The organism is Paenibacillus sp. FSL R5-0527 (assembly GCF_038008055.1).
GTDB lineage: Bacteria > Bacillota > Bacilli > Paenibacillales > Paenibacillaceae > Fontibacillus > Fontibacillus macerans.
In genome coordinates, this window is record NZ_JBBOYI010000001.1 from 4,636,996 (window position 1) to 4,663,549 (window position 26,554).

29 protein-coding genes and 1 riboswitch are annotated in these 26,554 nt (G+C 55.5%); of the genes, 3 read left to right on the forward strand and 26 right to left on the reverse strand.

What is annotated here, in order from left to right:
* Window positions 1-97 precede the first annotated feature (97 nt).
* The 4 genes from NYE69_RS20415 to NYE69_RS20430 are packed head-to-tail and all read right to left on the reverse strand — an operon-like array spanning window position 98 to window position 2,189.
* Window positions 98-499, reverse strand: a complete 402-nt coding sequence (locus NYE69_RS20415; RefSeq protein ID WP_340927645.1) for an NUDIX hydrolase — start codon at window positions 497-499, stop codon at window positions 98-100.
* Window positions 500-532: 33 nt separating this feature from the next.
* Window positions 533-1,024, reverse strand: coding sequence for a DMT family transporter (locus tag NYE69_RS20420; protein WP_340927646.1), 492 nt, complete (start codon window positions 1,022-1,024; stop codon window positions 533-535).
* Window positions 1,025-1,037: 13 nt separating this feature from the next.
* On the reverse strand, window positions 1,038-1,736 hold the full coding sequence (locus NYE69_RS20425) for a Crp/Fnr family transcriptional regulator (protein ID WP_340927648.1): 699 nt from the start codon (window positions 1,734-1,736) through the stop codon (window positions 1,038-1,040).
* Window positions 1,737-1,763: 27 nt separating this feature from the next.
* A complete protein-coding gene (locus NYE69_RS20430; protein WP_036622754.1) occupies window positions 1,764-2,189 on the reverse strand; it encodes a DMT family transporter in 426 nt (141 codons plus the stop codon).
* 174 nt (window positions 2,190-2,363) lie between these two features.
* On the opposite strand from NYE69_RS20430, the gene NYE69_RS20435 reads away from it, so the two are divergent.
* On the forward strand, window positions 2,364-2,924 hold the full coding sequence (locus NYE69_RS20435; RefSeq protein ID WP_340927649.1) for a GNAT family N-acetyltransferase: 561 nt from the start codon (window positions 2,364-2,366) through the stop codon (window positions 2,922-2,924).
* A gap of 30 nt (window positions 2,925-2,954) precedes the next feature.
* Here the strand turns inward: NYE69_RS20435 and NYE69_RS20440 are convergent, their stop codons facing one another.
* Both NYE69_RS20440 and NYE69_RS20445 read right to left on the reverse strand, forming a co-directional pair.
* Entirely contained in the window at window positions 2,955-3,488 is a 534-nt protein-coding gene (locus NYE69_RS20440; protein WP_340927650.1) for a GNAT family N-acetyltransferase, read from the reverse strand.
* A gap of 68 nt (window positions 3,489-3,556) precedes the next feature.
* On the reverse strand, window positions 3,557-3,982 hold the full coding sequence (locus tag NYE69_RS20445; RefSeq protein WP_240751804.1) for a MarR family winged helix-turn-helix transcriptional regulator: 426 nt from the start codon (window positions 3,980-3,982) through the stop codon (window positions 3,557-3,559).
* Between the two features lie 157 nt (window positions 3,983-4,139).
* Between NYE69_RS20445 and NYE69_RS20450 the strand changes: the two genes are divergently transcribed.
* A complete protein-coding gene (locus tag NYE69_RS20450) occupies window positions 4,140-5,624 on the forward strand; it encodes an MFS transporter (RefSeq protein ID WP_340927651.1) in 1,485 nt (494 codons plus the stop codon).
* A 61-nt stretch (window positions 5,625-5,685) separates the two neighbouring features.
* Here the strand turns inward: NYE69_RS20450 and NYE69_RS20455 are convergent, their stop codons facing one another.
* From NYE69_RS20455 to NYE69_RS20505, 11 genes are all read right to left on the reverse strand, one after another.
* A complete protein-coding gene (locus tag NYE69_RS20455) occupies window positions 5,686-5,973 on the reverse strand; it encodes a hypothetical protein (protein ID WP_213510276.1) in 288 nt (95 codons plus the stop codon).
* Window positions 5,974-6,028: 55 nt separating this feature from the next.
* Window positions 6,029-6,724: a nucleotidyltransferase family protein gene (locus tag NYE69_RS20460; protein WP_213510275.1), complete on the reverse strand. Its 696-nt coding sequence runs from the start codon at window positions 6,722-6,724 to the stop codon at window positions 6,029-6,031.
* Window positions 6,717-8,042 carry an XdhC family protein gene (locus tag NYE69_RS20465; protein ID WP_340927653.1) on the reverse strand — a complete coding sequence of 442 codons (1,326 nt, stop codon included), beginning with the start codon at window positions 8,040-8,042 and terminating at the stop codon, window positions 6,717-6,719. The genes NYE69_RS20460 and NYE69_RS20465 overlap by 8 nt, the downstream gene beginning before the upstream one ends.
* 248 nt (window positions 8,043-8,290) lie before the next feature.
* Entirely contained in the window at window positions 8,291-9,076 is a 786-nt protein-coding gene (locus NYE69_RS20470) for a LamB/YcsF family protein (protein WP_213510273.1), read from the reverse strand.
* Between the two features lie 44 nt (window positions 9,077-9,120).
* Window positions 9,121-10,131, reverse strand: coding sequence for a 5-oxoprolinase subunit C family protein (locus NYE69_RS20475; protein WP_213510272.1), 1,011 nt, complete (start codon window positions 10,129-10,131; stop codon window positions 9,121-9,123).
* The gene (gene pxpB, locus NYE69_RS20480) at window positions 10,128-10,889 is read right to left on the reverse strand and encodes a 5-oxoprolinase subunit PxpB (protein WP_213510271.1); all 762 of its coding nucleotides are present in this window, start codon (window positions 10,887-10,889) and stop codon (window positions 10,128-10,130) included. The genes NYE69_RS20475 and pxpB overlap by 4 nt, the downstream gene beginning before the upstream one ends.
* A 554-nt stretch (window positions 10,890-11,443) precedes the next feature.
* A complete protein-coding gene (locus tag NYE69_RS20485; RefSeq protein ID WP_340927654.1) occupies window positions 11,444-12,163 on the reverse strand; it encodes a YebC/PmpR family DNA-binding transcriptional regulator in 720 nt (239 codons plus the stop codon).
* A gap of 482 nt (window positions 12,164-12,645) precedes the next feature.
* Window positions 12,646-14,202 carry an ABC-F family ATP-binding cassette domain-containing protein gene (locus NYE69_RS20490; RefSeq protein WP_340927656.1) on the reverse strand — a complete coding sequence of 519 codons (1,557 nt, stop codon included), beginning with the start codon at window positions 14,200-14,202 and terminating at the stop codon, window positions 12,646-12,648.
* Between the two features lie 148 nt (window positions 14,203-14,350).
* Window positions 14,351-15,343: an L-glyceraldehyde 3-phosphate reductase gene (mgrA, locus tag NYE69_RS20495; protein ID WP_340927658.1), complete on the reverse strand. Its 993-nt coding sequence runs from the start codon at window positions 15,341-15,343 to the stop codon at window positions 14,351-14,353.
* 152 nt (window positions 15,344-15,495) lie between these two features.
* Entirely contained in the window at window positions 15,496-16,335 is an 840-nt protein-coding gene (locus tag NYE69_RS20500) for an AraC family transcriptional regulator (RefSeq protein ID WP_328271182.1), read from the reverse strand.
* A gap of 174 nt (window positions 16,336-16,509) precedes the next feature.
* The gene (locus NYE69_RS20505; RefSeq protein WP_328271181.1) at window positions 16,510-17,073 is read right to left on the reverse strand and encodes a spore coat protein; all 564 of its coding nucleotides are present in this window, start codon (window positions 17,071-17,073) and stop codon (window positions 16,510-16,512) included.
* A 161-nt stretch (window positions 17,074-17,234) separates the two neighbouring features.
* Here NYE69_RS20505 and NYE69_RS20510 point away from each other — a divergent pair, with 161 nt between their 5' ends.
* Entirely contained in the window at window positions 17,235-17,735 is a 501-nt protein-coding gene (locus NYE69_RS20510) for a spore coat protein (RefSeq protein WP_445744782.1), read from the forward strand.
* A gap of 44 nt (window positions 17,736-17,779) precedes the next feature.
* On the opposite strand, the gene NYE69_RS20515 is transcribed toward NYE69_RS20510, so the two are convergent.
* The 9 genes from NYE69_RS20515 to NYE69_RS20555 all read right to left on the reverse strand — a co-directional run bounded on the left by NYE69_RS20515 (window position 17,780) and on the right by NYE69_RS20555 (window position 26,377).
* Window positions 17,780-17,950, reverse strand: coding sequence for a hypothetical protein (locus NYE69_RS20515; protein WP_155619422.1), 171 nt, complete (start codon window positions 17,948-17,950; stop codon window positions 17,780-17,782).
* Between the two features lie 118 nt (window positions 17,951-18,068).
* A complete protein-coding gene (locus NYE69_RS20520) occupies window positions 18,069-18,959 on the reverse strand; it encodes a phytanoyl-CoA dioxygenase family protein (RefSeq protein ID WP_278738613.1) in 891 nt (296 codons plus the stop codon).
* A gap of 141 nt (window positions 18,960-19,100) precedes the next feature.
* A riboswitch (cyclic di-AMP (ydaO/yuaA leader) is annotated at window positions 19,101-19,243 on the reverse strand.
* Window positions 19,244-19,320: 77 nt separating this feature from the next.
* A complete protein-coding gene (locus tag NYE69_RS20525) occupies window positions 19,321-19,587 on the reverse strand; it encodes a hypothetical protein (protein ID WP_328271179.1) in 267 nt (88 codons plus the stop codon).
* A 799-nt stretch (window positions 19,588-20,386) separates the two neighbouring features.
* A complete protein-coding gene (locus NYE69_RS20530; protein ID WP_328271187.1) occupies window positions 20,387-21,946 on the reverse strand; it encodes an acyl-CoA synthetase in 1,560 nt (519 codons plus the stop codon).
* Window positions 21,947-22,124: 178 nt separating this feature from the next.
* A complete protein-coding gene (locus tag NYE69_RS20535; RefSeq protein ID WP_340927663.1) occupies window positions 22,125-23,006 on the reverse strand; it encodes a transporter substrate-binding domain-containing protein in 882 nt (293 codons plus the stop codon).
* Entirely contained in the window at window positions 23,003-23,770 is a 768-nt protein-coding gene (locus NYE69_RS20540; RefSeq protein ID WP_328273772.1) for an amino acid ABC transporter ATP-binding protein, read from the reverse strand. Before NYE69_RS20540 ends, NYE69_RS20535 begins: the two co-directional genes overlap by 4 nt.
* A gap of 29 nt (window positions 23,771-23,799) precedes the next feature.
* Complete coding sequence (locus tag NYE69_RS20545) at window positions 23,800-24,468, reverse strand: amino acid ABC transporter permease (RefSeq protein ID WP_328273773.1); 669 nt, start codon at window positions 24,466-24,468, stop codon at window positions 23,800-23,802.
* Window positions 24,449-25,114 carry an amino acid ABC transporter permease gene (locus NYE69_RS20550; protein WP_328273774.1) on the reverse strand — a complete coding sequence of 222 codons (666 nt, stop codon included), beginning with the start codon at window positions 25,112-25,114 and terminating at the stop codon, window positions 24,449-24,451. The genes NYE69_RS20545 and NYE69_RS20550 overlap by 20 nt, the downstream gene beginning before the upstream one ends.
* 42 nt (window positions 25,115-25,156) lie before the next feature.
* Window positions 25,157-26,377 carry a threonine synthase gene (locus NYE69_RS20555; protein ID WP_340927666.1) on the reverse strand — a complete coding sequence of 407 codons (1,221 nt, stop codon included), beginning with the start codon at window positions 26,375-26,377 and terminating at the stop codon, window positions 25,157-25,159.
* Window positions 26,378-26,554: the final 177 nt, after the last annotated feature.

Genomic DNA, 26,554 nt, shown 5'->3' on the forward strand with positions numbered 1-26,554 from the left:
ACAGACAGACGACTCCCGACTCCCGACTCTCAAACTCCTTACCTCCCAATCTCCCTGTCTCCCTATTCCTCTACCCCTAATCTCACTAGGTCCTCCATCAAGCCAGCAAGTTCTTCTCATGCAGCTCGTCAAAAATGATCCGGCTGATCAGCGACGTCCGGTCCCGGTCGGCGTAGCCGAGCCAGGCCAGTTCTCCGATTTCGGAGGCGGGCGCAAGGTCGCCCTCGTAGTCGGCCGTATAACACGTCATTTTGACGAGCACCCCTTCCGGCTTACCGTCGGCCTGGGCTTCAACCGCACCATAATACGCGATCGTTTCCGGCTTGATGCGTACGGACAGCTCCTCGCCGATTTCGCGCTGCAGCGTTTCGGCGTCGGTTTCGCCGGGCTCCCGCTTCCCTCCGGGAAAATAAAAAAGCTCCTTCCCCTTGGAGCGGACGCTCAAAATCCGCCCATCCCGGATACAAATCCAGGCGATTTTATCGATATGCTCCGGCATATTCTTTCCTCCTCGTTCTCTAAATATAGTTCCTTAGTTCAACGCTTCCCTCTTCGCCTTCTTGGCGGTGGCCGCCGCATCGGACCGGCGCCGTTCGCCCAGTTTATACACGAAGATCCCTCCGACGATCACCAATACGCCAATCAGCTGTTTTGGCGTAAACGGAACCTTCTGCAGCCCGAGCCAGCCCATGGAATCGAACAACAAAGCGAATCCCAGCTCGGAGGTCATAACGATCGCCACGGCGTAAGTCGGCCCCAAACGTTTAACTCCCTGCACCATGCAGGTGACGACGCCCACGCCGATCAAGCCGCTGAAATAAAACCAAGGCTGCATATCGCGCAGCGCGAACATATTTTTCCCTTCGAGCAACAATCCGATCACAAAAGAAGCGGCAAACCCGAGACCCAGCACGAGCGTGGTGGTCGTCCAGGTGCCCGTATGCTCATTGACTTTGTTGTTAAAAATATTTTGTATACCGACCAGCGAACCCGCGACCAGCGCCAATAAGATCCCTAAAACCATCGTTTCCTCCCGATTATTCGTAAATATTCCGGTGCGTCAGCTTCTGCAGGCCCTCCCTGTCCTTGACCAAAATGCCCTTCCGGCTCCGTTCGATCAGCCCGCGGGCGGCGAACTTTTGCAGCACCCGGTTCAGATGCCGGTAGCTGGTGCCGATCAGATTGGCCGCATCCGTCAGGTCCGCGGTGCTTAGCTCCCTCCTATAACCCGCGCCGGATTCGTCAAACGATACGGACAGCAAATAACTGGCAAGCCTGACCTCCACCGGATACAGCAGATTAAAGCTCAGCGAGCTAGACTTCATATAAAATTTGTTGGTGATGATGTCCAGCAAAAAACGCAGCAGCGGAGAATGATCGCCGCAGTATTTCCGCAGCCAGCGGTACTCTACTGCGATCATGTGCACCGGGGAAACCGCCTCGACCGTGTTAATGATATCGCTGCCCCGGATATATTCCACGTCCCCGATCACTTCAAGCGGCGTCTTGAAGGAAATGACGAGCGTCCGCCCTTCCTCCGACGTGTTGTATATTTTGATTTTCCCTTTCACCAAAACATACATCACCCCGGAGGGCTCCCCTTGGGCGCAAATCAACTCGCCTTGGCCGAAAGTAAGCAGCGTCAGGTGCGGGATGAGCGGCTCCGTAAACACGTTATCCAATTGATGCGTCTGCATATAGGCTTTAAGCTGCCCGCGATCTTCGATTTCTTTCAAGTTCCGATCCCCCCAAGCGCGGCCGGCCTACAATTTAAGAATCGCGACGCCGGCAATCATCAGCGCGATGCCGACAAACTGCGGCAGCCGCATTTTTTTCTTTTCGATGCCAAACCATCCGGTGCTGTCGATCAGGAAAGTCATGCACAGCTGGGCGATCAGTACGGCCGCGATCGAAAGCGTGACCCCGACATGCTGAATCGCCGTGACATTGGAGAAAATAATGATCGCCGCGAGCGCTCCGCCGCCGAGATATAACGGCTGCACGCGCCCCAGCTGCTTCAGATTGCCGTCCCGGATAAACAGCCAGATGAGCCATGCCGCGATAAAACCGGTGAACTGCGTTAGCGCAGCCGCAGGCCAGGTGCCGATGCTCGAGCTGATCCGCGAATTCGCCACCCCTTGGAGTGTAATAAAGGCCCCCGCCAAAAACGCAAATAACAAGCCTTTCATGGTGTTCTCCCCTCTTCATAGTCTGTTCATATTAAAAGATAGCACGGGACCTTTTGGAAAGGACATATGTCCTGAAGTTTGAAATCGGTGAAAATTTGCCGCAGCCACGCCGCTGTATTACTATTTAAAGACACGCTGTTTAACATTCATTCATCGCTTGAGGAGGCGCCTTCATTGCAGCTAAAATTCGAAACAATAACGCATTGGGACGAAACCTGGTGGGAACGGCTCGGCCCGATTTACCGGGAAGCCTTCCCGCACGGAGCCAAACCGGAAAAAGTGCTGCGGAGCATGTTAAACAAGGGGATCGCCTCCATGCACGCAGGGACTCTGGACGGCGAAGCGGCCGCCATGGCGGTTACCGGGTTTAGCGGCCCGGCGGAAAATAGACGGCTGATCCTGGATTATATGGCCATCCGCCGCGATTTGCGCGGAAAAGGGCTGGGCGCGGGCTTTTTCAAGCAAATCCGCGATTGGGCGGCCAGCGAAAGCCAAGCCCAGGCAATCATCATTGAAGCCGAGGCCGATGATACGGAGGAAAACCGCAGCCGCCTGAAATTTTGGGAGCGGTGCGGTTTTATCGCCACGTCTTATGTACACCAGTATATTTGGGTGCCCGAGCCCTACCGCGCCCTCTACCTTCCTCTGTCCGCCGGTTTTGCCGTCACGGATGACGGGCAATCCCTTTTTCGCGATATCACGTCGTTTCATCAAAAATCGTTCCGCGGACATTAAGCCATTGGCTTTTTTTGCATTTTTTACTTTTTAGTCCTGCTCTTGGCCCGGATCGGAAAACACCTTTTCAAACACCGGAAAAACCGCAACCCGGCGCGGAAAATTCACTTCCCCACGCTGGTCGTATCCCAAGCCGCGATACAGCTTAAGCGCGGACGCGTTTTTCGCGTAGGTATCCAGGCGGATGCTCCGGTAACCATTTTGCTGCGCAAATCGTTCCGCATAAGCGATCAGAGTGCGGTCGATCCCCCGTCCCTGCGCCGCCGGATCAACGGCCAGCCGATGCATGATCAAATTCGGCCCCTTCGGCTGCCTCCAAACGATGGACTCATATTCCTCGTCCTGACGTTCGTCCAGCACGACGATGCCAACCACAACACCGCCGCTTTCTGCAGCAAACAGCGTCCCCCGCCGCAAATCCTCCGCAATGACCTCGCGGTTCGGGTAGGTCTCGTCCCATTGATCGCTCCCGCTGTCCCTCTTAACTTGAATGCAGCGGGCCATCAGCCCCATAATTTCGTCCAATTGTTCCAATTGTCCTTTACGAATCAATACGTCCTCCATAATCGCCCGCCTTTCGTTCCTGTAAATAATATGGATTGAACCTAGGAAAAATAGATCCGACGGCAGCTTTAATCCGCCTGATAGCTGTCGTAGATCTTTTGCAGCAAGCTCGATAGCTGCTCCTTTTCCGCCTCCGTCAAACAGCTTGTGAACCGGCGGTTGTGTTCCTCAAAGATCCGCCGCAGCGTCGGCTCGAAGTCTTTGGCCTTTTGGGTCGGATACAACCGGTAGGCACGGCGGTCGTGATCGTCGATCCGGCGGTAAACATAGCCCGCCTCCTCCAGCTGCTTTACGCAGCGGGCCGTGGTCGCTTTGTCGAACTTGGCTTCGCTTGTCAGTTGATCCTGATTGATCCCCGGGTTCGCCAAAATGGCCTTCAGGTAAGTGTGGTGCCCCCCGCCGCCGATGTCGTAAGGCTTCAGCAAGGCGGCCAGCTGCTTTTGGTTCATGCGCTGGATGTATGAGATCAACTTGCCGACGAAAAACTTTTCCATCCCTTTCACCTCTTTGCGAGCGGTCTGTTTTACGAAAATTTTACTAAAAATCTGTTGCAAACGCAACTAAATCGGAGTAAACTAAAACCAGCAAAACAGTTGCGGACGCAACAAAATGCAATCTTTGGGTTTACCGAACAAGAGAGGTGTAGTTTGTATGAAAACGGAAAGTATGGGCGCTCCGGTATCCTATCAGGAGGATCCGCAAATCCAAAAGCGGCGCTGGCTTATTCTCGTCGTGCTGAATCTGTTTACGTTTATGTCGACGCTCGACGGCAGCATCGTCAACATAGCCCTCCCCGTCATTTCTAAGCAGCTTGATCTGCAGGTTGCCGAGGCCGAGTGGGTGGTCACCGCCTACTTAATGATGATCTGCGCGGCGATTCTTTTTTTCGGCAAGCTGGGGGACATCGTCGGAAAAATCAAAGTTTTCAAGTGGGGCATGATTATCTTTACCGTGGGTTCGCTGCTTTGCGGGTTCAGCTCTTCATTGACGATACTGGTCGGCTCGCGGTTGCTCCAAGCGTTGGGGGCGTCGATGACGATGGCCAACAACCAGGGCATTATCACCGATATTTTTCCAGCTACGGAACGGGGGCGGGCTTTGGGGCTGATCGGCACGTTCGTATCTTTGGGCAGCATCGCCGGACCAAGCTTGGGCGGCGTCATCGTGTCCGCACTCGGCTGGGAGTATATTTTCTGGGTCAACATTCCGGTAGGGCTCATCGCCATCGTGATCGGCTGGAGAACGCTGCCTGGGGACCGCACCAAACTGGGGGTGAAAATCGACAAAGCCGGCAGCCTGCTGTTCCCTTTATTTATTCTCGCCTTGTTTTCCGGCTTGCTGCTGGGACAGCAAATCGGCTACCGCGACCCGCGTATTATCGCCGCCTTGATCATAGCGGCCGTAGTGTTTATCGTGTTTCTCTGGATCGAAACGAGCAAGTCCGAACCGATGCTGCAGCTGTCGCTGTTTAAAAATCCGCTGTTCAGCTTAAGCATCCTGTGCGGATTTCTCGTCTTTGTCGCCAATTTTTGTTTTAATATTATCGCGCCTTTTTATACACAGAGCATTTTGAACCTTTCCCCATCGCATGCCGGGCTGCTGATGATGCTGTTCCCGATCGTGATGGTGATCGTCGCTCCGCTCAGCGGCGCGCTGTCGGACAAAATCGGTTCCGAACTGCTTACCTTCGCCGGCCTGATCGTGATGGTCATCGCCCAGGTAGGCCTCGCCGGTCTTCACGGGAGCAGCCCTATTTTCCTGGTCGGCGTATGGATCGGGATGCTCGGTCTCGGAAGCGGCTTGTTCCAATCGCCCAACAATTCGCTGGTGATGTCCAAAGTGCCGAGAACGCAGCTGGGGATCGCCGGCAGCATCAACTCGCTCGTGCGCAACATCGGCATGGTGGTCGGGATTACCGTCGCCACCACGACCTTGTTCGGCGTCATGAGCAGCCTCGCCGGCCAGCGGGTTACGGGATTGGTGCCGGGGCGCCCCGATCTGTTCCTCTCCGGCATGCACGTCGTCTTTATGACCTCGGCGACCATCTGCCTGGTGGCCGCGGTGCTGACGGGCTGGCGTTTATGGTCGGCCAAACGCGCCGTTCGCGGCGAACAGCTGCGTTCGCAGCAGCAATAAAAAAAGATCGCCGGCATCCTGGCCAAGAAGGCATAGGAGGCGGCGATCTTTTTTTATTTGTTTACGTCCATTCCACCCGGGTCAAAAGCTGATGCTTCAGCAGCGCCAAAATAAAGTCCAAATAAAAATCCTTGCGGACCATGACCTTAAATTGCTGCTCCCGGCCCTCGTTCATATAGAACAAAACATCCGTATAAACGTCGTTTTCCTCAAACCGCTTCTGCACGTCCCGCATTTTCTCCAGCATCGGCTCTTTTTGCAGAAAGGTGATCTCAAACTCCACATCGGCATCGCCTGCCGTTTCACGGATCTCCAGGCGTTCGGGATCAAACCGGTATTTAAGCTCCATCTTACATCACTCCTACCATGGATTGACCTAAGAATAAACCGTCCCTCCTGGCAAGTCAACTTTGGCCAAAAGCGTTCCGCACATATTCCCGGTAATCCTCCGGCGTATCGATATCGCTCGGCGCCGGGCCGGGAACATCCGCATAAACGACGCGCGTTTCGTGTTTGCGCAAAAGCGCCTTTGCGCCCACGTCTCCGTTTAACGCGGCCAGTTCGGCGAACAGCGGAGCGGCAAACAATACCGGATGGGCCGGACGATCCTCGTAGCGGGCCTGAACGATCCACGCTCCGGTTTCCCGGAACGTAGCGGCTACCCGCCGAATGACCTCGGGCTTCATCTCCGGCTGATCGCCAAGCAGCACCAGGATGGCCTGCGGCGAGCGGCGCGCCGACAGCTGGTGCACGCCGGCGGCCAGCGAGGCGCCGAGCCCGCGGGCTGAAGCGTCCGTTTCCAGCCATTCGACCGCCGCCGCCGGAGACGGTTTGGTACCGTCCGCTTTAGATGTCACCGTAACCTCCGCTCCTGCTCCTACCCGCCGCTCCGGCCCGGCCTCCAGGTGCTTCCGCTTTAACGGACCGTTTTGGGCGGCGATCACCGCAACCCGGCAACTGCCCGACGCTAGCGCCTGATGTACGGTTTGCTTAAGGATGTTGCCCCGGGGGGCCGGAAGCAGCAGCTTGGGCCGGCCCATCCGCGCCGACGCCCCGCCGGCGAGAATCAGCGCCCAAACCGCGTTTGCCGTGTCAGACATGACAAGCGGTCTCCGAGGTTTGACAGAGATCCCGCGGCGCAGGGCCCGCTTCGGCAACCTGCGATGCTGGGGATGCCGCCCGCAGTCCTTTGCGGTCGCGCAGAAATCCCCCGGGCTTGCCGTTCCGGCAGGCTAACATTTCCGCGAGGATGCTCATGGCGATCTCCTGCGGTGTGTTTGCCCCGATATCCAGCCCGACCGGGGAATACAGCTTATCCAAGAGGCTAGGGTCTATGCCGCTGCGGTGCGCTTCGCCCTGCCCTGTTCTCTGCTTTGTTCCCTGTTCCGTTCTTTGCTCCTTCCTCTGTTCCGTCCTTTGGTCCGTCCTTTGGTCCGTCCCTTGCTCCGTCCTCTGTTCCGTCCCCTGCTTCCCGGCTTTGCCAAGGCTTTCGTCTGCTTCATCGGCCTTTTGCGGCTGTTCCCGCCCGCTCCCCATATGCTCCAATATTTTTTCCAGCCTGTATTTCGAGCCGACGAGCCCCAGATAAGCCACCTCCGGCGTAAGCATCTTCCGCACCGCTTCCCGGTCCAAGCCGAGATTATGCGACATGACCACCACGAATTTGCCTTTAACGTCCACTTGCTCAAAAGCAAGCCGCGGGATGATCAGCAGTTCATCCGCCTCCGGGAACCGGCTTTCGCTTGCTTTTTCCGTCGCATGATAGGCGACGGTGACGCGCCACTGCAGCATTTTCGCCATGCTGCAGAGCACGCGGGCATCGTCGCCGGCGCCGACGATGACCAGCTCCGGGCGAGGTGCGATCCGCTCGACCAGCAGCTCCAGCTCGGAGCTGCCGCGCGCGTCCCGCACCAGCCCGGCCGTCCGGCCGCCGCCAAGCCGGCCGGCGTACGACCCGCCGGGGCTAACCCAGCGCGTGCCCGGCGGAACGGCGGCGGGATCGGAGGAGCCGATCACCGTCACCGCCTCGTAGGGCTCCCGCGTTTCCGCGCGCCCCAGCAGGTCGGATAAAATCCGGTCCGCCGCCTCGGGAGCGCGCACCGGATCAAACGGCTCCAGCCAAACGGTGATTGCCCCGTTGCAGCCGAGCCCAAGCCCCCAGACGTCATCGCCTATGATCCGGAAGTCGTAGTACAGCTTTAGCGGCTCGCCGGAACGCAGCACCCCCGCGGCGTGCTGCCGCAAATCCTCCTCGATGCAGCCGCCGCTGAGGATGACCGTCACTTCCCCGTCCTCGTGAATGAGGCAGCGCGCCCCCTCCCGGCGGTAGGCGGAACCGTCGACCTCGATCACCGCCGCCACGACGCAGCGCCGGCCTTCCGTCCGGCAGGCGAGCAGCGAGCGGGCTATCTCCACCATTTACGTCATCTCCATCCGTGTCAATTCGGCAGGTTCTATCGTTTCGGCCGCGTCGGCCGCGATTTTATCGCCGTTAAACAGTACGCGGTCTTGGGCCAAAATATGCCGGAACCTTGAATGGCTGCCCGGATTTTTTCAATTAGAATCCGACTCTGACAGCGGGTTAAGCCGCCCCATGCCTCTCCCTCCCCTGCATCCAATGTATGGGATTCACGCGGGCAAAGGACTCGCCGGCGGCGTGGTTCTTCTCACCTCTGCTCGCTTCGTCCGAGCGTCACACCGATCGGCTGAACGATGATCCCCGCTTTCGTCAGAGAGCTGCGGATTTGGCCGGCAAACTCCACGGCATGCGCACCGTCGCCGTGAATGCAAACCGTATCGGCCTGAATCGGCACGTCCACGTTTTGCCGGGACATCACTTTTTTTTCAGCCACCATGCGAATCACCTGGTTCAGCGATGTTTGCTCATCGGCGATCAAGGCGCCTTGTTCTCTGCGCGGCGTCAGCGAACCGTCGGACTGGTAAGTCCGGTCGGAGAACACTTCGCTTGCGGTGCGCAGCCCCGCTTTTTTCCCGGCTTGAATCAGTTCGCTGCCGGCCAGCCCGAACAAAATCAAGTCGGGATCGGCCTTGTATACCGCCTCGGCGATCGCTTCGGCCAGCCCGGCATTGCGGGCCGCCATGTTGTACAGGGCCCCGTGCGGCTTCACATGCTGCAGCTTTGCGCCTTCCGCACGCACGAATCCCCACAGAGCGCCGATTTGGTACAAGACCATGTCGTACGCTTCCTGCGGGGAGATGTCCATATCCCGGCGGCCGAAGCCCGCGAGGTCCGGCAGCCCCGGATGCGCGCCCAGCGCAACCCCGCTGGCCAAAGCCAGTTTAACCGTCCGGCGCATCGTCGCCGGGTCGCCGGCGTGGAAACCGCAGGCGATGTTCGCCGAGGTTACAAATTCCAGGATCTCGCTGTCTCTGCCGATTTGATAAGCGCCAAAACTCTCCCCTATGTCGCAGTTCAAATCCACCATGCTCATGGACCGTTCATCCCTTTTCCAAAAAGTTTATACAATAAATCAAGTTATTTTTGCTGCTGCAAATGATCGAGGCCTTGGCGCAAGGCAAGGACAGCTTTTTCCCGCTCTATGAACTGCCGCTGCGCTTCACCTAGACTAATCCGCTTGAATCTCACTTTCCCGCCCAAATTCACCTGGGCAAGCAGCGGCAAATCCACAGAAGCCGCCTGGGCGATTTTCGGGTATCCGCCGGTTGTCTGGCGGTCGGCCATCAGCACGATTGGATTTCCGTCAGGCGGCACCTGCACCGTTCCCATCGTTACGGCCGAGGAAAGCATCTCCACGCTTTTCGTCAGCTTGAGCCGAGGTCCCTTGAGACGGTATCCCATCCGATCGGACTGCGGCAAAACCTCAAACGGCTCGCCCGCAAACAACGCTTTGCTTTCCTCCTCAAACCAATCGTATTGTTCTCCCGCGATAACCTGGACCTTCGGGTTCGGCTCATATGGCGGAATAAGATCGGCGGAAACCGACCAGCGGCTGATGGCGCCCGAGCTATTTTCCGCCTTCCGGGCCAGCAAGGCCAGCAAATTCAGGCTCCGCATGCACATGTTCCCGACCGGAAGCCTGTCGCCTTTGGCCAGCGCTCGCCCGCCATATCCCCCAATGCCGGCCCGCAAATAGGTGGAGCGGCTGTTCATGAGCAGCGGCACCTCCAATCCGCCGCCGACAGCCAAGTAAGTTCTGCAGCCTTGCTTCATGGGCCCGAAGGTGAGCGCGGAACCTTTGGGGGCCAGAACAGTCCGCCAGCCCGGAAACGATACTCCGTTTAGCTTGGGCGACAAATCCCCGCCGCAAATCGAGATTAACGCCGTTTGCTCGAACCGGATCTCCGGGCCCGTCATCGTAATCTCGAGCCCGGCTGCCCCCTCCTCATTGCCAACGAGCAGATTCGCGATGCGCAAGGCGAAGGCATCCATCGCTCCGCTGACGATAACGCCGTATTTTTGTGCGCCGAATCTGCCCAAATCCTGTACCGTCGTCAGCAGGCCGGGCTTAGTAATTAGAAGGCTCACCGCTCATCCTCCTCCCAAGCCTCAAATTGCCTGCGGGATATCGGATAGAAACGCACCGTATCGCCCGCCTGGAGCAAGGTTGGCGGCATTTGCCCCGGTATGAACAGCTTGACCGGCGTTTTTCCGATCAGCTGCCAGCCGCCCGGCGTATCAAGCGGGTACACGCCCGTTTGATCCCCCGCGATCCCGACCGTGCCCGCGGGAATCGAAAGCCGCGGCGTCTGTCTGCGCGGCGTAGCTATGCGTTCCGGCATGCCTCCCAAATACGCAAATCCGGGAGTGAAGCCAAGCATATAGACCAGGTAATCGGCTGAAGTATGTACGCCGATCACTTCCTCAGGCGTTAGTCCGTGATACTCCGCCACTGCGGCCAGATCCGGACCCCATTCCCCGCCGTAACATACCGGAATTTCAATTACTCTCGGCGATGGAAGTTCGTTATTTTCCAACCCGCCCAGTACGTCGCGAAGGCGAGCGGCGGCGAGTTTAAACGAATACGCGTCTTCCTCCCTCCCGGCTTCATTGTTATCCGGCTGCAATTGCATGATGTCGTAATATATGGTTACCGAAGCAAAGGAGGGCACATACTCCACCATCCACGGGAATGGATTTCGTTCAAGATAGTCGGCCAGTTGTCTTACTTTGTGGTGTACGGCCGGATGAATCGCTTCTCCAAGCTTGACGGTCAAAGCGCCATCCCCAAGCGGAATGATTTCCGTTCCCGTTGAATGGCCGGCGCCGAAAGCTGCGTTGTTCATCATAGTCCTCCTAAAATGATATATCCGAATTGCGAAATATCAAATCCGTTTTACGAAACTGCGCCTGAGAACGCCCAGCATAGGCCAGCATAGAACATAAGGGCAAAAAAGGCGTTATTTCGGCGATACCCGTCAGTTTGATAGAAATAAGGGGATTTTATGTCGCTATTTTCTCGAATCGCTAACGAAAGCGCCGCTTCCGGGCCATTCCTAGGAAAATAAGGACAAAAAATGCAACTAATGGGGATGAACCTGCCTGGCTCCCGATAATAAGTACATAAGATGGCGCTATTTTCAAAAGGTATGTCTATTTTTAAGAAGTACCGCTATTTTCAAGGCTGAAGGTCCTCGACGACAGGTCGTCGTTCCGGCAGCCGGCTGTAAACACCGATTTGCCAGGTTGAGGTTGAGTCATTTTATTTTAGCGGAAAATGCAGCTCAAAAAAAGCAAACAGGCTGTCCAAGGTAATCCTCCTTGTCAGCCTGTTTCCATCCAAAGCACACCACTTGAGCCATTATACTCGCCAAGTATGTAGCCATTCATCTTGTTTCGTTCAGTCTTCAAATTCGACATTATGATAGACTTGCTGGACATCTTCCAAATCTTCCAGCGCATCGATCAGCTTCTCGAATTGCGCTTCGGCCTCTTTCGGAAGCGTCACATAGTTTTGCGGCAGCATCGTCAGCTCGGCCACGGTAAACTCGGTGATCCCGACGTTTTTGAGCGCTTCCTGCACCGCGTGGAATTGATCCGGTTCGGAGTATACGATGACCGAATCATCCTCTTCTACGATATCGCGTACCTCGACATCGGCTTCCATCAGGATTTCGAACACTTCGTCGATCGTTTTTCCTTCCATGCCGATCACCGCAGTGGCGTCAAACATGTAGGATACCGAACCGCTGACGCCCATATTCCCGCCGTTTTTGTTGAATGCGGAACGCACCTCCGGCGCCGTCCGGTTCACGTTGTTGGTCAACGTATCGACAATGACCATCGACCCGTTTGGTCCAAAGCCTTCGTAACGGAGCTCCTGATAGGTTTCCTCCGAGCTGCCTTTCGCTTTATCCAGAGCGCGGTCGATGATCGCTTTAGGCACATTGTAGGTTTTGGCCCGTTCCAGAACGACTTTCAAGGCGCGGTTCGATTCCGGATCCGGTTCGCCCTTCTTGGCGGCTACATAAATTTCAACCCCGAATTTTGCGTAAATCCGGCTTGTGTTGGCGTCTTTCGAAGCTTTTTTCTCCTTAATATTGTTCCATTTGCGGCCCATACTGTTCCCACTTTCTATGTTTAGTACCTATCTATTATAACCGATTTTTTTCAAGCTGTGGACTATTCTTGCAATCACTGTTTTTGACTGGGAACTCCATAAAAAACAACCCTACCTTAATACGCAGTAGGGCTGTTTAAGAAGGGAGAGCATTACCGCTTTCTTCTTTTCCGCCGCGGAGTCGTGGAACAAACCGCCGCCTTGGGCGGCTCACTGGCGAAATTGTAACTGACCAGGTGCTCGTAAACGGGAACGCAGTGATGCCGACTCACAATGTTTATCGGATGGATGACTTGAACAAGCTGGGGATCGAAAATATCCTGAACGATGACCTGCGCCGGCGCAACAACTCTTACGGGTGGGCAGCAGTGGCAGCTCATTTGGATTCACCTCGCTATAGGTTTTTAGCTTCATTACGGTATATGAGGCTGCCCGCTTGTATGACTGTTCTTTTGCCCTATTTGCACATAAAACAAGGCTGCCTACAGCATCTTCGTCGTCCACGATTCGCAGTTCCACGTTTCCGTCACGACGTCGCGGTAAAACTCCGGTTCGTGGGAAATAAGCAAAATGCTCCCCTTATACGCAATAAGCGCCCGCTTCAATTCATCCTTCGCGTCCACGTCCAAGTGGTTCGTCGGTTCGTCGAGCACCAGTAAATTCGTCTCGCGGTTAATCAGCTTGCACAGGCGGACTTTGGCTTTCTCCCCCCCGCTCAGCACGGCGATTTTGCTCTCGATATGCTTCGTCGTAAGGCCGCATTTGGCCAACGCGGCGCGCACCTCAAACTGCGTAAACGACGGGAACTCGTCCCAAATTTCCTCAATGCACGTGTTGTAGTTGGCATCCTTCATCTCCTGCTCAAAATAACCGATTTCCAGCAGATCGCCGAGTTGTACGGACCCGGAGAGCGCCGGAATCTGCCCGAGAATGCTGCGCAGCAGCGTCGTTTTCCCGATCCCGTTGGCCCCGACCAGGGCGATTTTCTGCCCGCGTTCCATGCGCAGGTTCAGCGGCTTCGAGAGCGGCGAATCATAGCCGATCACCAAATCCGCCGTTTCGAAGATCAGCTTCCCGGACGTTCTCGCATCCTTGAAATTAAACTGCGGCTTCGGCTTTTCCCTGGCCAGTTCGATGATCTCCATCTTGTCCAGCTTCTTTTGCCTGGACATCGCCATGTTCCGGGTCGCGACGCTCGCCTTGTTGCGGGCGACGAAATCCTTCAGGTCGGCGATTTCCTGCTGCTGGCGCTTATAGGCGGCCTCCAGCTGCTGTTTTTTAGCCTCATATACCTGCTGGAAATGATGGTAATCGCCGGCATAACGGGTCAGCTCTTGATTCTCCATATGATAGATCAAGTTAATGACGCTGTTCAAAAACGGAATGTCGTGCGAAATCAAAATAAACGCATTTTCGTATTCCTGCAGGTAGCGTTTGAGCCATTCGATATGCTGCTCGTCCAGATAGTTCGTCGGTTCGTCCAGCAGCAGAATGTCCGGCTTCTCCAACAGCAGCTTGGCCAGCAGCACTTTCGTCCGTTGCCCGCCGCTCAAATCGTTTACGTCCTTATCCAGCCCGATATCGGTCAACCCGAGTCCCCGCGCGGTCTCTTCGACTTTCGCGTCGATCATGTAGAAGTCCTGGTTCGTCAGCGTATCCTGAATCGTGCCGACCTCCTCCAGCAGCCGCTCAAGCTCCTCCGGCGACACCTCGCCCATTTTCGCATACATGTCGTTCATTTCCTGCTCCAAGTCGAACAGATACTGAAACGCCCCGCGCAGCACGTCGCGGATCGTCATGCCCTTGCTCAGCACCGCATGCTGATCCAAATAGCCGACGCGCGTCCGGCGCGCCCACTCGATTTTGCCTTCATCCGGCTGGAGCTTGCCCGTAATGATGTTCATGAAGGTGGATTTGCCTTCGCCGTTGGCCCCGATCAGGCCGATATGCTCGCCTTTCAGCAGCCGGAAGGACACGTCGTTAAAAATAGCCCGGTCGCCAAACCCGTGGCTTAGCTTTTCTACATTCAATATGCTCATGAAACTACACCTTTCTCGCAAAAAGATACACTCGTCATATTATAAAGGTTAACCGGAGGACAACTCAATACGGCGGAATAAATTATTGCCCGCAAAAAAAAGCACCTCCCCCGGACTGAGCTTCAGGGGCGGTGCTTTTCGTTTCAATCTAATAACCTAAAATCTCGTCGATTTGGCCCAGCTCTTCAGCGCTGAACGAGGTGTTTCCCAGCGCAAGAACCGCGTCTTCGATCTGGCTGACCTTGCTCGCGCCGATGAGCGCCGAGGTCACCTTGCCGCCCCGCAGCACCCAGGAGAGCGCCATTTGCGACAGCTTTTGTCCCCTTGCTGCGGCCAAATCGTTAAGCCGCTTCACCTGGCCGATCCGCTCCCCGGTCAAATCCTCCGGACGCAGGAACACGCTGGGCCCGGCCGCCCGGGAATCCGGCGCGATCCCGCCTAAGTAGCGGTCGGTCAGGATGCCTTTTTCCAACGGCGAAAAAACGATCGAACCGATCCCCTCTTCCTGCAAAACATCCTGCAGCCCCTCCTCGATCCAGCGGTTCATCATCGAATAGCTGGGCTGATGAATCACGCATGGCGTGCCGAGCTCTTTGAGGATTTTCGCCGCCGCGCGAGTTTCTTCCGGCCGATAATTGGACAGCCCGACATAAAGCGCTTTCCCTTGACGCACGACGAGGTCGAGCGCGGACATCGTTTCCTCCAGCGGCGTATCCGGATCAGGGCGGTGGTGGTAAAAAATATCGACATATTCGAGGCCCATCCGTTTGAGACTCTGATCCAGGCTGGAGACGAGATACTTTTTGGAGCCCCATTCCCCGTAAGGTCCCGGCCACATGTAGTAGCCCGCTTTGGTGGAGATGATCATTTCGTCGCGGTAAGGGCGGAAGTCTTCCCTGAGCACCCTGCCGAACGTTTCCTCCGCCGACCCCGGCGGCGGTCCGTAGTTGTTGGCCAGGTCAAAATGCGTAATGCCGAGGTCAAACGCCCGGCGCAGCATCGCCCGCCCGTTTTCCAAAACATCGATGCCGCCGAAATTATGCCATAATCCGAGGGATATGGCGGGCAGCTTCAAGCCGCTTCTGCCGGCGCGGTTATATGTCATTTTTTCGTATCTGCCGTTGTCTGGCTGATAGGTCATGGCTTGTACCTCCTTTAATGGTCATGAGAACAATATAATCGAAGCCGTGCCGCACACCTATATCAACAAGGCTGTTTGATATGGCATAATGTCCGCTTCTCTCGATCCATTGTCCACAAAGGCGCCAGCCGTAGCTATTACAGCCCATCCTATTAAAGCCCGTCCCGGTAGGCCGAAGGGGAAACGCCGAGCGTTTTTTTGAACATTTTCGAAAACAAGAGCGCATCCTGATACCCGACCGACCGGGCCACCTCCCCGATCGTAAACCGGCCCGTTTTCAGGAGCGCGCAGGCCCGCTCCATCCGGTACTGCAGCAAATACCGCTGCGGCGGAAATCCCGTCGCCTGTTTAAAGATGGCCGATAAATATTTGCGGTCCAGCCCAACGACCGCCGCCAGCTGGCCGACGGAAATCTCCTCGCCGTAATGGCTGTGCAGAAAATCAAGGCAGCGGTGTATGTAAGCGTCCTTCGCCTGCGCTTGAACCGCCGCTTGGCCCGGCGCGGAAGCCGGAGCCAGCTCTACCATGACCGAAAAAAACTCGTTCAGCAAGGCCCGCAAACGCAAATCGCGGGTGGCCGCCTGCTCCTCGGCCTCGTTCAAAAGCTCGTACAGCTTCGGCATCAAACGGGGATCCATGGGGAACACCGGCTGCTCCGCGGTCACACGGGTTCGCGCCAGAATTTCTCCCGCCTGATCGCCGCAAAAGGCGATCCAGGAATAAACCCAGGGCCTTGCGGCGTCCGCCTGGTAAAAGACGACCCGCTCGGGATAAGCGATAAACGCCTGGCCCGCCGTCAGCGTCAGCGTCTCGCCGTCCTCCACGCGAACGATCCCCTTTCCCTCATGGACAAAGTGGATCTTATAAACGTCCCGTACGCCCGGGCCGAACGAATGCTGGGGAGCGCAGGCTTCCTTGCCCCAATAGCATAAATACAGCTCCGGTGAATCGCGGAACGGACGGTCCGGGTTGTAATGAAAAATCGCGGCCAATAACAGCACCTTCCTTGCACTTGGCAGTGGAATTGAATGCGCCCGCATCCGCTGACATTGTACCACAAAACAATGTTTCCAATTGCCGATCCCATGCAAAAAAGAGCGGGTGCGCCAAGGTCATTGATTTCCTTGGTACCCGCTCTTTTACTTTCGCTATGCTCCGCCGATTTGCTAATGAACCGCCGCCGGCTCCTGCACTTTCTGATAAAAAGCGCCGAGCGTATTCATCGTCGACATCGGAGCCGCTTCTAACGGATAATAGCCTTTTTTTACCATCCATTGCCATACGTCATAAGCGTGGTGCGAGCACATGCAGAAGGCATGCTCCAGGAAGCTGCGGATTTCGGGATGGCTCATCTCCATGGCCGCCCAAGCGTACTCCCTGCCCGCCCGTTTCAAAGTCAGCAAATAAGCGGTGGCGATTTCCCGGTCGTTGAACTGCTGAATCGAGGTTCTCGGCATGACCGGAACAGGCGACGCAGACGCCTCGGTAAAGGATTGCAAGACCGGCTGCAAATCCGGAATGGCCAATTTCCCGCTGGCCCCTTCCGCCTTGCTTAAATACTCCACCTTCATGTTGTAGTCCTGAAAATGGAGCGGAAGATGTTTTTGCAAGATCGCCTTCAGTTCAGGGTCCTGCGCTTGGTTTAAGAAACACGCCATGTTCGTAATCGAGTTAACGCAGCTTAACGTTAGTTCGTTCAAATCCTGTGCCTCGTGTGCGGCCAATTCCATGAGAACGTATCCTCCTTCGCTGTTTTGCGGTTGCTTGGTAAATCACTTTTAGAATGCGCCCCATCGTTTTCTATTATTGCCGGAAGCCGGAGTAAAATCGTCCCATACAAGGACAAATACCCATAAGGTTCCGCTGCGCATATAATGAATCAATCCTAACTATGGAGTGTGAGATCGTGAATAATGAATGGAAACAGGAGCATCTGGCCTGGCATGAAACACTGGAGCTGCATGAGCTGGTCGCCTCGCAATCCGCCAATTTGGCGGCGTTCAAAAAGAAACTGCCGATGGTGATGGACCCGGAGTTAAAAGCGCTTTATGCAGAAACGATCAAAACCTTGGAGCACAATATCCGCGAATTGCTCAAATTTTATCCGCTGGCGCCTGGTATGGCCCGCAACGTTTCGCCCGATATGACCGGTTTTGACGCGGCCAACCTGCTTGGCTTCGCTAAAGCCTCTGTACGCAATTACGCGAACGCCATTACGGAGACGGCTACTCCTCAATTAAAAGAAACGTTCCAAAAACATCTGCTTGGCGCCATCGCCCTTCATACCAAAATATTTAACTTCATGTACCAACACGGTTACTATCCGGCGTACAATTTGGAAGAACTGCTGGCCCACGACGTGCAAATGGCCAATCAAGCGCTAAACATGTAGCTTGCGAAAAAACCCCGGAATTCCGGGGTTTTTCTGGCGGTGCGTCATTTCTTTTGTTCCTTTTCTTCAGGTTCATCGTATTTATTGATATGCCCGGTAATGGCTTCGACCGCTTCATTCACATTCGTGGTGGCCGGCACGGCCTTAACCTCGTCTTCGGTCTTATCGACAAAATTTTGATGATCCGCGCGTACGGCTTCAATTTTATTGCTCACCTAAAGGTCACTCCTTTCCCGGAAGGTTGTGGTTTGAATTTACTATGCGATATTTTGCGCTTCTTTATGTATAAAGCCGCCCCAACGCAAAGCCATTTTGCCGGGACGGCTTTTTTTCTTAAAATTCCGCGCGGGCCGCCATGTATTCGGGTCTCGGCTTCTTCCCGAAATAAGGCTCCGCCAGTTTGTTTGCTACGCTGTTATAGACCATAAAAATATTGCTGCGCGGGTACGGCGTAATGTTGCTGTTGGAGCCGTGCATTAAATTGCAGTCGAACAGCAGTACGGAACCTGCCTTGCCGACCGGCGTTTCAATGCCGCAGCGCTTCGCCAGTTCGGTTAAGCTCGCCTGATCGGGCGCGATGAATTCCTTGGAGCAATCATCCGGCGCCTGGCCGACGCACGACACGAAGATTTGATGGGAACCGGGCATGACCATAAGCGGTCCGTTAAACGGATAATTGTCTTCCAGTGCGATCAAGCAGCTGAGCGCCCGCATCCGGGGCATCCCGTCCTCCACATGCCAGGTCTCAAAGTCCGAATGCCAGTAAAACTCTTTGCCGGTAAATGCCGGCTTATAATTGATCCGCGACTGATGGATGTAGCTTGGTCCCCCCAAAACATGCTCGACGATCGCGAGCAGTCTCGGATGCCGGGACAACTCCTGAAAAACCGGGTGGGTCCGATGAATCGCAAAGATCGAATGCACTTCTTCCCCGCCGGGCTGGCGGATAATTTCATCGGATGAAAGGTTCCGGGATGCTTCCCGCAAGCGCTGCGCCTTCTCCTGATAGCCCTTTAATTCCGCTCCGCCGAAAAAGTTCTCCAGGAACAGATAACCGTTTTTGGCGTAAAAATCCGACTGCTCTTTGCTGATTCCGCTTTCCGCGTTCCACTCGCCATATACGATGGGGTCCTGCCGCGGAAGCCATCTCGGCTCAGCATACACCCGGGAAGGGTAAGCATCCGTCTTTGGATCAAAAATTACGGACGTTTCCAATTGATTCATTCCTCCTCATCCCCTCATAAGAAATATTTGTCCAAACCAAAAAGGACCGCCGCTTGGAGAAGACAAAGCTTACCCAGCAGGGTCCTTAAAACGGACAAAGGCCCTTATAAAAGGGCCTAATAAAATCTCTTAATGTCGCAATATAGACCCATCCACTGCTGACGAGGTTAGCTGACGGGCTCGGGTAAGATGGTACCCTACAATCATTGCTGAATGATTCGCCCCAAAAAATTGGTTCCCCCGTTTCCCGGCTCCTTAAGCCGGAAACTAAGCGTGAGTCTATAGTAAAGGCAATTCGCGTTCATGTCAACCCATGTTCTGTAACATTTTCGATTTCGCCATATGCTCGCCGCCGTATTCGTTACTGCAGCCGGCTTTCCGCTTCAGCCAAATCGGCCTGATCCTCCTGCAAATCTTCCTTGGCGCGTTCCAGCGGTTCCGGGTTCATGCGCCCATCCGCCTGGGAAATGGCGTTCTCCGCTTTGTGAATGGCGTTGTAGGCATTTTCCACCGTTTCTTCGGTCGGATGGGACTGTGCTTGCGTTACGGCCCGGTGCGCTTTTTTGACGGACTGCTGGGCGGATGAGATCGGGTTTTGCGATTGCATGCTGGAATAAGGATTTGCCATGTTTTAGCCTCCTCCAAAAAGATGATAAGATGCAGGACCTTACTAATTTGAGGAAAAGGGCCGGACAATATGCGTTCGAACTTTTGCCAATCCCACGCTCCTGCCGCATAGGCCGCAGCGAAAAACCAACTTTAAAGCAGATAGAGCATGGATTTGACAGCGATGGAATACGGAGCCGGAAAAAGGAGGAGGAGGAGATCGGCACGAAATCACTGGCGTTGCATTAACTTTTGCTCAAGCTTTCCCGTGAAAGCTATCCGAAATCTAACGGTTGTAGCAGCGGCTATTTGCCGAAAAAAGACCTTTTCTAAATTCTAACGGTTGCCAGCGCCGTTATTTGCCTGAATCCAAGCAAAAATTACCGGTTTTCAGCGAAATAAGCCCCATGGCAACCGTTACAATTTGAAATCAACGGGATTGGAACAAATAGCGCTTGTGGCAACCGTTAGAGCATTGGTGTGCTCAGAAAATGTATCTTGCCAGACTCAAATGCAACGCTAGTGGCACGAAATGCAAAAGAGCATGCGATTTTCGTCGAAAATCCCCGAAACAGGCGGTTCAACTGCAAATATGCAGTTCATTTCTTATGATAAGCTGCCTTTTTATCCTATAGCTGCAAATGAGATGTATTTTTGCACTTCAACCGCCCAAAAGCAGAAATTTGCGGAAATTCAAATGCACTTTTGCATTTGATTCCATCGAGCCGTCCTTCTTACCATGAAACTGATTCATAAATCCGCCGGTGGTTTTCCCCAATTACATCAAGGCTTTCTTGCCCTAGCTCGGGGGGCCGTTTGTTCTAAATAGAGCTTTTCACCTCCAAGGCTGCGCGCTCCTCCCGCTCCCGCAGCTCTACTCTGCGGATTTTGCCCGTATTCGTTTTGGGCAGTTCAGCGACAAATTCGATTTTCCGCGGATATTTATACGGGGCCGTCACCGCTTTGACATGAGCCTGAAGCTGCTTGACCAGTTGCGGCGAACCCGCCGCCCCTTCTTTCAGCACAACAAAAGCTTTGACGATATGCCCGCGAATTTCGTCGGGACTCGCCACGGCGGCGCATTCCTTGACGGCAGGATGCTTCATCAGCGCTTCTTCGACTTCAAACGGCCCGATCGTATACCCGGAACTGATGATGATATCGTCGCCGCGCCCTTCGAACCAGAAATAGCCTTCTTCGTCCATTCGCGCCCGGTCCCCGGTAATAAAATACTCACCGCGCACGTTTTGTTGCTTCCGCTCCGGCTCCAGGTAATAGTTTTTAAACAAAGCCGGCATGCTAACATGAACGGCAATATCCCCGACTTGTCCCGCCGGAAGCGGAATTCCCCGCTCGTCGACCACCTCCGCCACGCCCGGGGAAACCGCTTTGCCCATCGATCCCTGCTTGAGCGGAGTATCCTTCAGATTGCCGATCAGCAGCGTGCTTTCGGTTTGCCCGTATCCGTCGCGAATGGTGATGTTCAATTCCTCTTGAAATTTCCGGATCACTTCCTCGTTTAGCGGCTCCCCGGCGGAAACGGCGCTGCGCAGGCCGGATAGGTTATAACCGCCCAGCCCGTCCGTTTTCGACATGATCCGATATTCGGTCGGCGTGCAGCACATGACCTGAATGCCGTAATTCTCCAATAGCTGCAGGTAGCGGTGCGGTTGGAACGTCCCCTGGTATACGAAACCGGTCGCCCCATTCCCCAGTACCGACAGGAACGGGGTCCAAATCCATTTTTGCCAGCCCGGCGCGGCTGTGGCCCACACTGTATCGGCGCTTCGAATGTCCAGCCAGGCCGAGGTGATCCTGAGATGCGCATAACCCCACCCATGGCTGTGCACGACGCCCTTCGGATTGCCGGTCGTTCCGGACGTATACGCCAAAATGGCCATATCGTCGCGGTGAGTCCGCACCGCCTCAAAGGTGTCCGGCTGCCCGTCCATCAATGAATCGAGCATAACCCACCCGGCTGGAGCGAGGACGGTTTCGTGGCTTCCGGCAACCGCGATGCGAAACGCCCATGACGGCAGCTCCTCATCAATGTTGTCCGCCTCCCCGGTCGCATTGTGCCAGGCGATGACCGCCCGCGCCCCGGAGTGCCGAAGCCGGTAAGCCAAGTCCTTGGCCCGCAGCATCTCGGACGAAGGGATGATCGTCAGCCCCAGCTTCAAGCAAGCCACATAAATTACGTAAGCATTAATATGCCGCGGCATCATCACCAGCACGCGGTCCCCTTTGTTTAATCCGAGCCCGGACAATCCTCCGGCAAGCCGGTTCGCCCCGGCCAGCAGGTCTCCGTACGAAATTTCCTCATAATCGCCTTGCTCGCTTAACCATTTTAAAGCCGTTTTCCCCGGGTCGTGGTTCTCCATCTCCGATGTTATATTGTAAAATTCCGGCGCCAGCCACTGCTCATAGTTCAAGTTGATCTATCCCCTTTTAAACTGAAGTTACCAGTTATTTTGATCAACTCATTATACCACATAATAGTACCAGGTTCTAAGACCGAACGTGAAAAAACCTGCAAAAATGTTTGCAGGTTTAACCGGACTAAAGCTTGCCGCCCTCCGTGATAACTTCATTGGGATCGGTATCGGGCCCCAGCTCGTCTTTGACGTATTTGTTATACAGCTGGAGCAGGAACTGCTCCTTCCCCAGATTTTCCAGCTCGGTATTGATCCAATCCCTCAGCTCCGTGTTGCCTTTTTGGACAGCCGGAGCGATCGGCGCTTCTTTTTCCAGCTTTTCTTCGATCAGATGAAACCCCGGGTTATCCTTGGCCCAGCCGATTAAGATGAAGTTGTCCTGAGCGTAGCCGTCGCCGCGCCCGTCTTTCAGCGCCTGCAAAGACTCGGTGTTTTTATCGTATTTGACCAGTTCGATATCGGGGCGGTTTTCCGTCAGAAAAATATCGGCGGTCGTTCCCTTGGTCACAATGATTTTCTTCCCTTTCAGGTCGTCCAGCGTTTGAATCCCGCTGCTGTCCGCGACGAGCACCTGGGTCGCCACTTTCATCGTCGGGTTGGTGAAGTCCACCTGCTCGGCCCGTTCGTCCGTGACCGTCATATTGGCGACGATCAGGTCCACCTTGCCGCTTTGCAAGTAAGGAATCCGGCTGGCCGGCTCGACCGTGACGAATTCGATGTTCGTTTCGTCGCCGAGCAAATCCTTGGCGAACCGTCTGGCCAAATCGTTGTCAAAACCGATGAAATTTCCTTGTTCGTCCGTAAACCCGAAAGGCGGCTTGTCGGAAAATACGCCGACGATCAGTTTGCCGCGGTCTTTAATGGCCTGAATGCCGCCGCCGGAAGCCTCCTTGGCTCCCGCCGAGCCGCCGGCCGCGCCGGAGGAATCGCCGCCGCAAGCGGTCAGCGTCCCCGCAAGCAGCAATAAAGATAATACAGATAATGCCCGTTTCCATGAGTTTTTCATAGGTTTCCACTCCCTTTTCCGGTTTTTATGGCAAAAAACTGCCCCAAAAACTGCCTGGCCCGTTCGCTTCGCGGTCCCGCAAAAAATTCATCCGGCTTTGCGGTTTCGCGGATTTCCCCCTGATCCATAAACACGATCCGGTCCGCCACGGCGCGGGCAAACCCCATTTCGTGCGTGACGATCAGCATGGTCATCCCCCGCTCCGCCAAATCCAGCATCACCTCCAGCACCTCTTTGACCATTTCGGGATCCAGCGCGGCCGTAACCTCGTCGAACAACATGACCTGCGGGTGCATGATCAGCGCGCGCACAATCGCAATCCGCTGCTGCTGTCCGCCGGAGAGCTGGCGCGGATAGGCGTCCTTTTTGTCCGCCAGGCCTACCCGTTCCAGCAGCTGCAGCGCTTCCGCGGTAGCCTCGGCTCTTGCGCGCTTTTGCACCTTCAGCGGTCCCAGCAAAATATTTTCCAGCACCGTCATATGCGGAAACAGATGATAGCTCTGAAACACCATGCCGATCTTTTGCCGGACCTGCTGCCAGCTCGCCTTACCCGCAGTAAGGTCCTCGCCCTGAAAGCGAATGCTCCCGCCCTGCACCGGTTCAAGACCGTTCAAACATCGCAGGAGGGTGCTTTTGCCGCAGCCGCTAGGTCCGAGAATAACGACGACTTCGCCGTGCGCCACTTCCAGGTCGATCCCGTTCAGAACCGGATGTTTGTCGAAAATTTTCACGACGCCCTCCAGGCTTAATAAGCTTTCGCCCATGTCCTGTCCCGCCTTTCCGTTAAGTTGAACTACTCCGCCCACTTCTTCTCCAGCCGCCGCGAATAGACGGACAGCGGATAACAAATCAGAAAATACAAGGCAAACAACGCGCCGTAAATGATGATCGCCGCCAGGCCGTATTTGTAATTCCGTTCGATGATTTGCTGCCCCGATTTGATCATTTCCGTAACTCCGACCAGCACGGTCAGCGAACTGGTCATCACGATCCGGGTGAACACGTTGATGCTCGGAGGTATCATCCGGCGCACCGCCTGCGGGATCAGCACATATATGTACAGCTGGCGGGTATTAAGCCCGATCGCTTGGCCCGCTTCAAGCTGGCCTTTAGGCAGCGACTGCAGCGCGCCGCGCGCCACCTCGCCGATTTCCGTCATGCCCCAAAGCGACAAAACCAGCACGGCCGAAGCAAAAGCGGGAATGTCGATCCCGAAAAACAACGGCAGGCCGAAAAAAAAGAAAAACAGCCAGACCAGCACCGGTACGCTGCGGAACAGCTCGAGCACCGCACGCGTTGCAATCCGCAGCCACGGACGCCGCGAAGTGCGGAGCGCTCCAAACCCGATGCCGCAGACGATGCTGATCGCTATCGTATAAAGCGAAATCAAAACCGTTTTCCATACGCCGCGGCCCAGCTCCGGCAAACTGAAGACAAGCAGTTCAATTCCCGTACGCTCCATGCCGGTACCTCCTTTCGATCCGGCTCAGCCCGAAAGACAGCGGCAGAAAAATAAGCAAATAACAGAAGGTCATCATCAACAGCATTTCATACGTTTTATAGTACAAAGAGATATAGCTTGTCGTGGTGAACAGCAGCTCGGGCACCGCGATCGCGGAAACGATGGTCGTCTCCTTCAGCAGAAAGATGAAATTGGCGAACAGCGACGGAATCGCGATGCGCAGCGCTTGCGGCAGCACGATGTGCCGGAACAGCTGGCGGCGGGACAGGCCGATGGCCAGCCCCGATTCCTCCTGATTTTTGTCCACCGCTTCCAGCCCCGAACGGAACACTTCCGTAAAATAACCGCCGCCCAGAAACGCCATGGCGATAAAGGCGACCGTCAGCCCGGACAGCTTGATCCCAAGGGAAGGGAGGCCATAGTACAGAAAAAACAGCTGGATCAGCAGCGGCGTGTTGCGGGCGACTTCCACATGTGCGCGGACAAGCGTCCTAAGAACCGGCACCCTGAAATAGAGAATCATGGCGTAAAGCACGGCCACGGCCAGCGACAGCACGATGGCGATGACGCCGATCCGCAGGGTAAGGCCGGCCGCGCGGACGAAGTCCGGAATATGTTCAATCATAAAATCCGTATCGAGTTTCATGCTGCGTTTCCCCTCTCCCGTTATGCCGCCTGTATACCCGGATTAAGAAAGCCGGGAAGGGATAGATTCCCCGATGTTAAGCAGCGGCGGCTCTACCTGGGCTGTTTCCGGATATTTGACGCCGGCCCCCGTGTTCAGCACGACGACCGTTTCGCCGTCCTTGATCCATCCTTGCTCCGCCAGCTTGCGGGCCGCCGCGAAAGCCGCCGCTCCCTCCGGACAAATGAACGCTCCTTCCAGCCGGGCGATTTTCCACTGCTCCCGCAGCAGTTCCTCGTCGCTGACGGCCACCGCCGCCCCAGCGGTCTCGTAGACCGCCCGCAGCACCAGAAAATCGCCCAGCGCTTTCGGCACGTTGATGCCAAACGCCGCCGTTGCGGAATCCGGCCAAAATTCCGAGCGCTCTTTTCGCTCTTGCCAGGCCTTGACGATCGGGGCGCAGCCCTCCGCCTGTACGGCGACCAGACGCGGCAGCCGGCCGCTGATCCAGCCGATTTCGCGCAGCTCCAGCAGCGCTTTGTAAATCCCGATCAACCCCACGCCGCCGCCGGTCGGATACAAAATCACATCAGGCAATTTCCAGCCCAGTTGCTCGCAGATTTCGATCCCCATCGTCTTTTTGCCTTCGATCCGGTACGGCTCTTTCAGAGTGGAGGCGTCATACAGTCCGTCCTCCGCAACCGCCCGGGCGACGATTTGCCCGGCATCGCTGATCAGACCGTCCACCAGATACAGCCTGGCTCCGGCCAGGGCCGCCTCGCTGCGCGTGATCGCGGGCGCGTCCTGCGGCATGACGATCGTCGCCTCAATGCCCGCCCGCGCCGCATACAGCGCCCAAGCCGCGCCGGCGTTGCCGTTGGTCGGCATGGCCAACTTCTGCACGCCGAGCTCCACCGCCTTGGAGACGCCCACGGCCGCGCCGCGGGCTTTGAAACTGCCGCCGGGCACCAGGCTTTCGTCCTTCATATACAAGCGGGAGATCCCGTAATCCAACCCCAAACGAGGCATATCAAGCAGCGGCGTCATCCCCTCTCCCAGCGTGACGATATTTTTGCGGCTGCGGACCGGTAACAGCTCATGATAGCGCCAAAGTGTATTTTCGCGGCCAATTAGCGAATCGCGTGTCCAGTCCTTGCCGAGTTCGTCCAGACGGTACCGGGCCAGCAGCGGCGCACCGCACGGACATAACTGCCGAACCTCGTCCGCCCCGCAGGTTCGTCCGCAAGCCGGACATTCCAAATGCGATAAATAGCTGAAGCTCATGCTCAAACAACCCGCTTTCCGTAATCTTATAAAGAAGTAAAAATATTAAAATTTATACAAAATCCTAACCGTACGCACCCCTATTATTATTCATATAATTCCAATTTGTCAACACGGAATTATATACATAACACATGCCCGCATTCAAAAAAATGACAGCGATCACCGCCGCAAAAC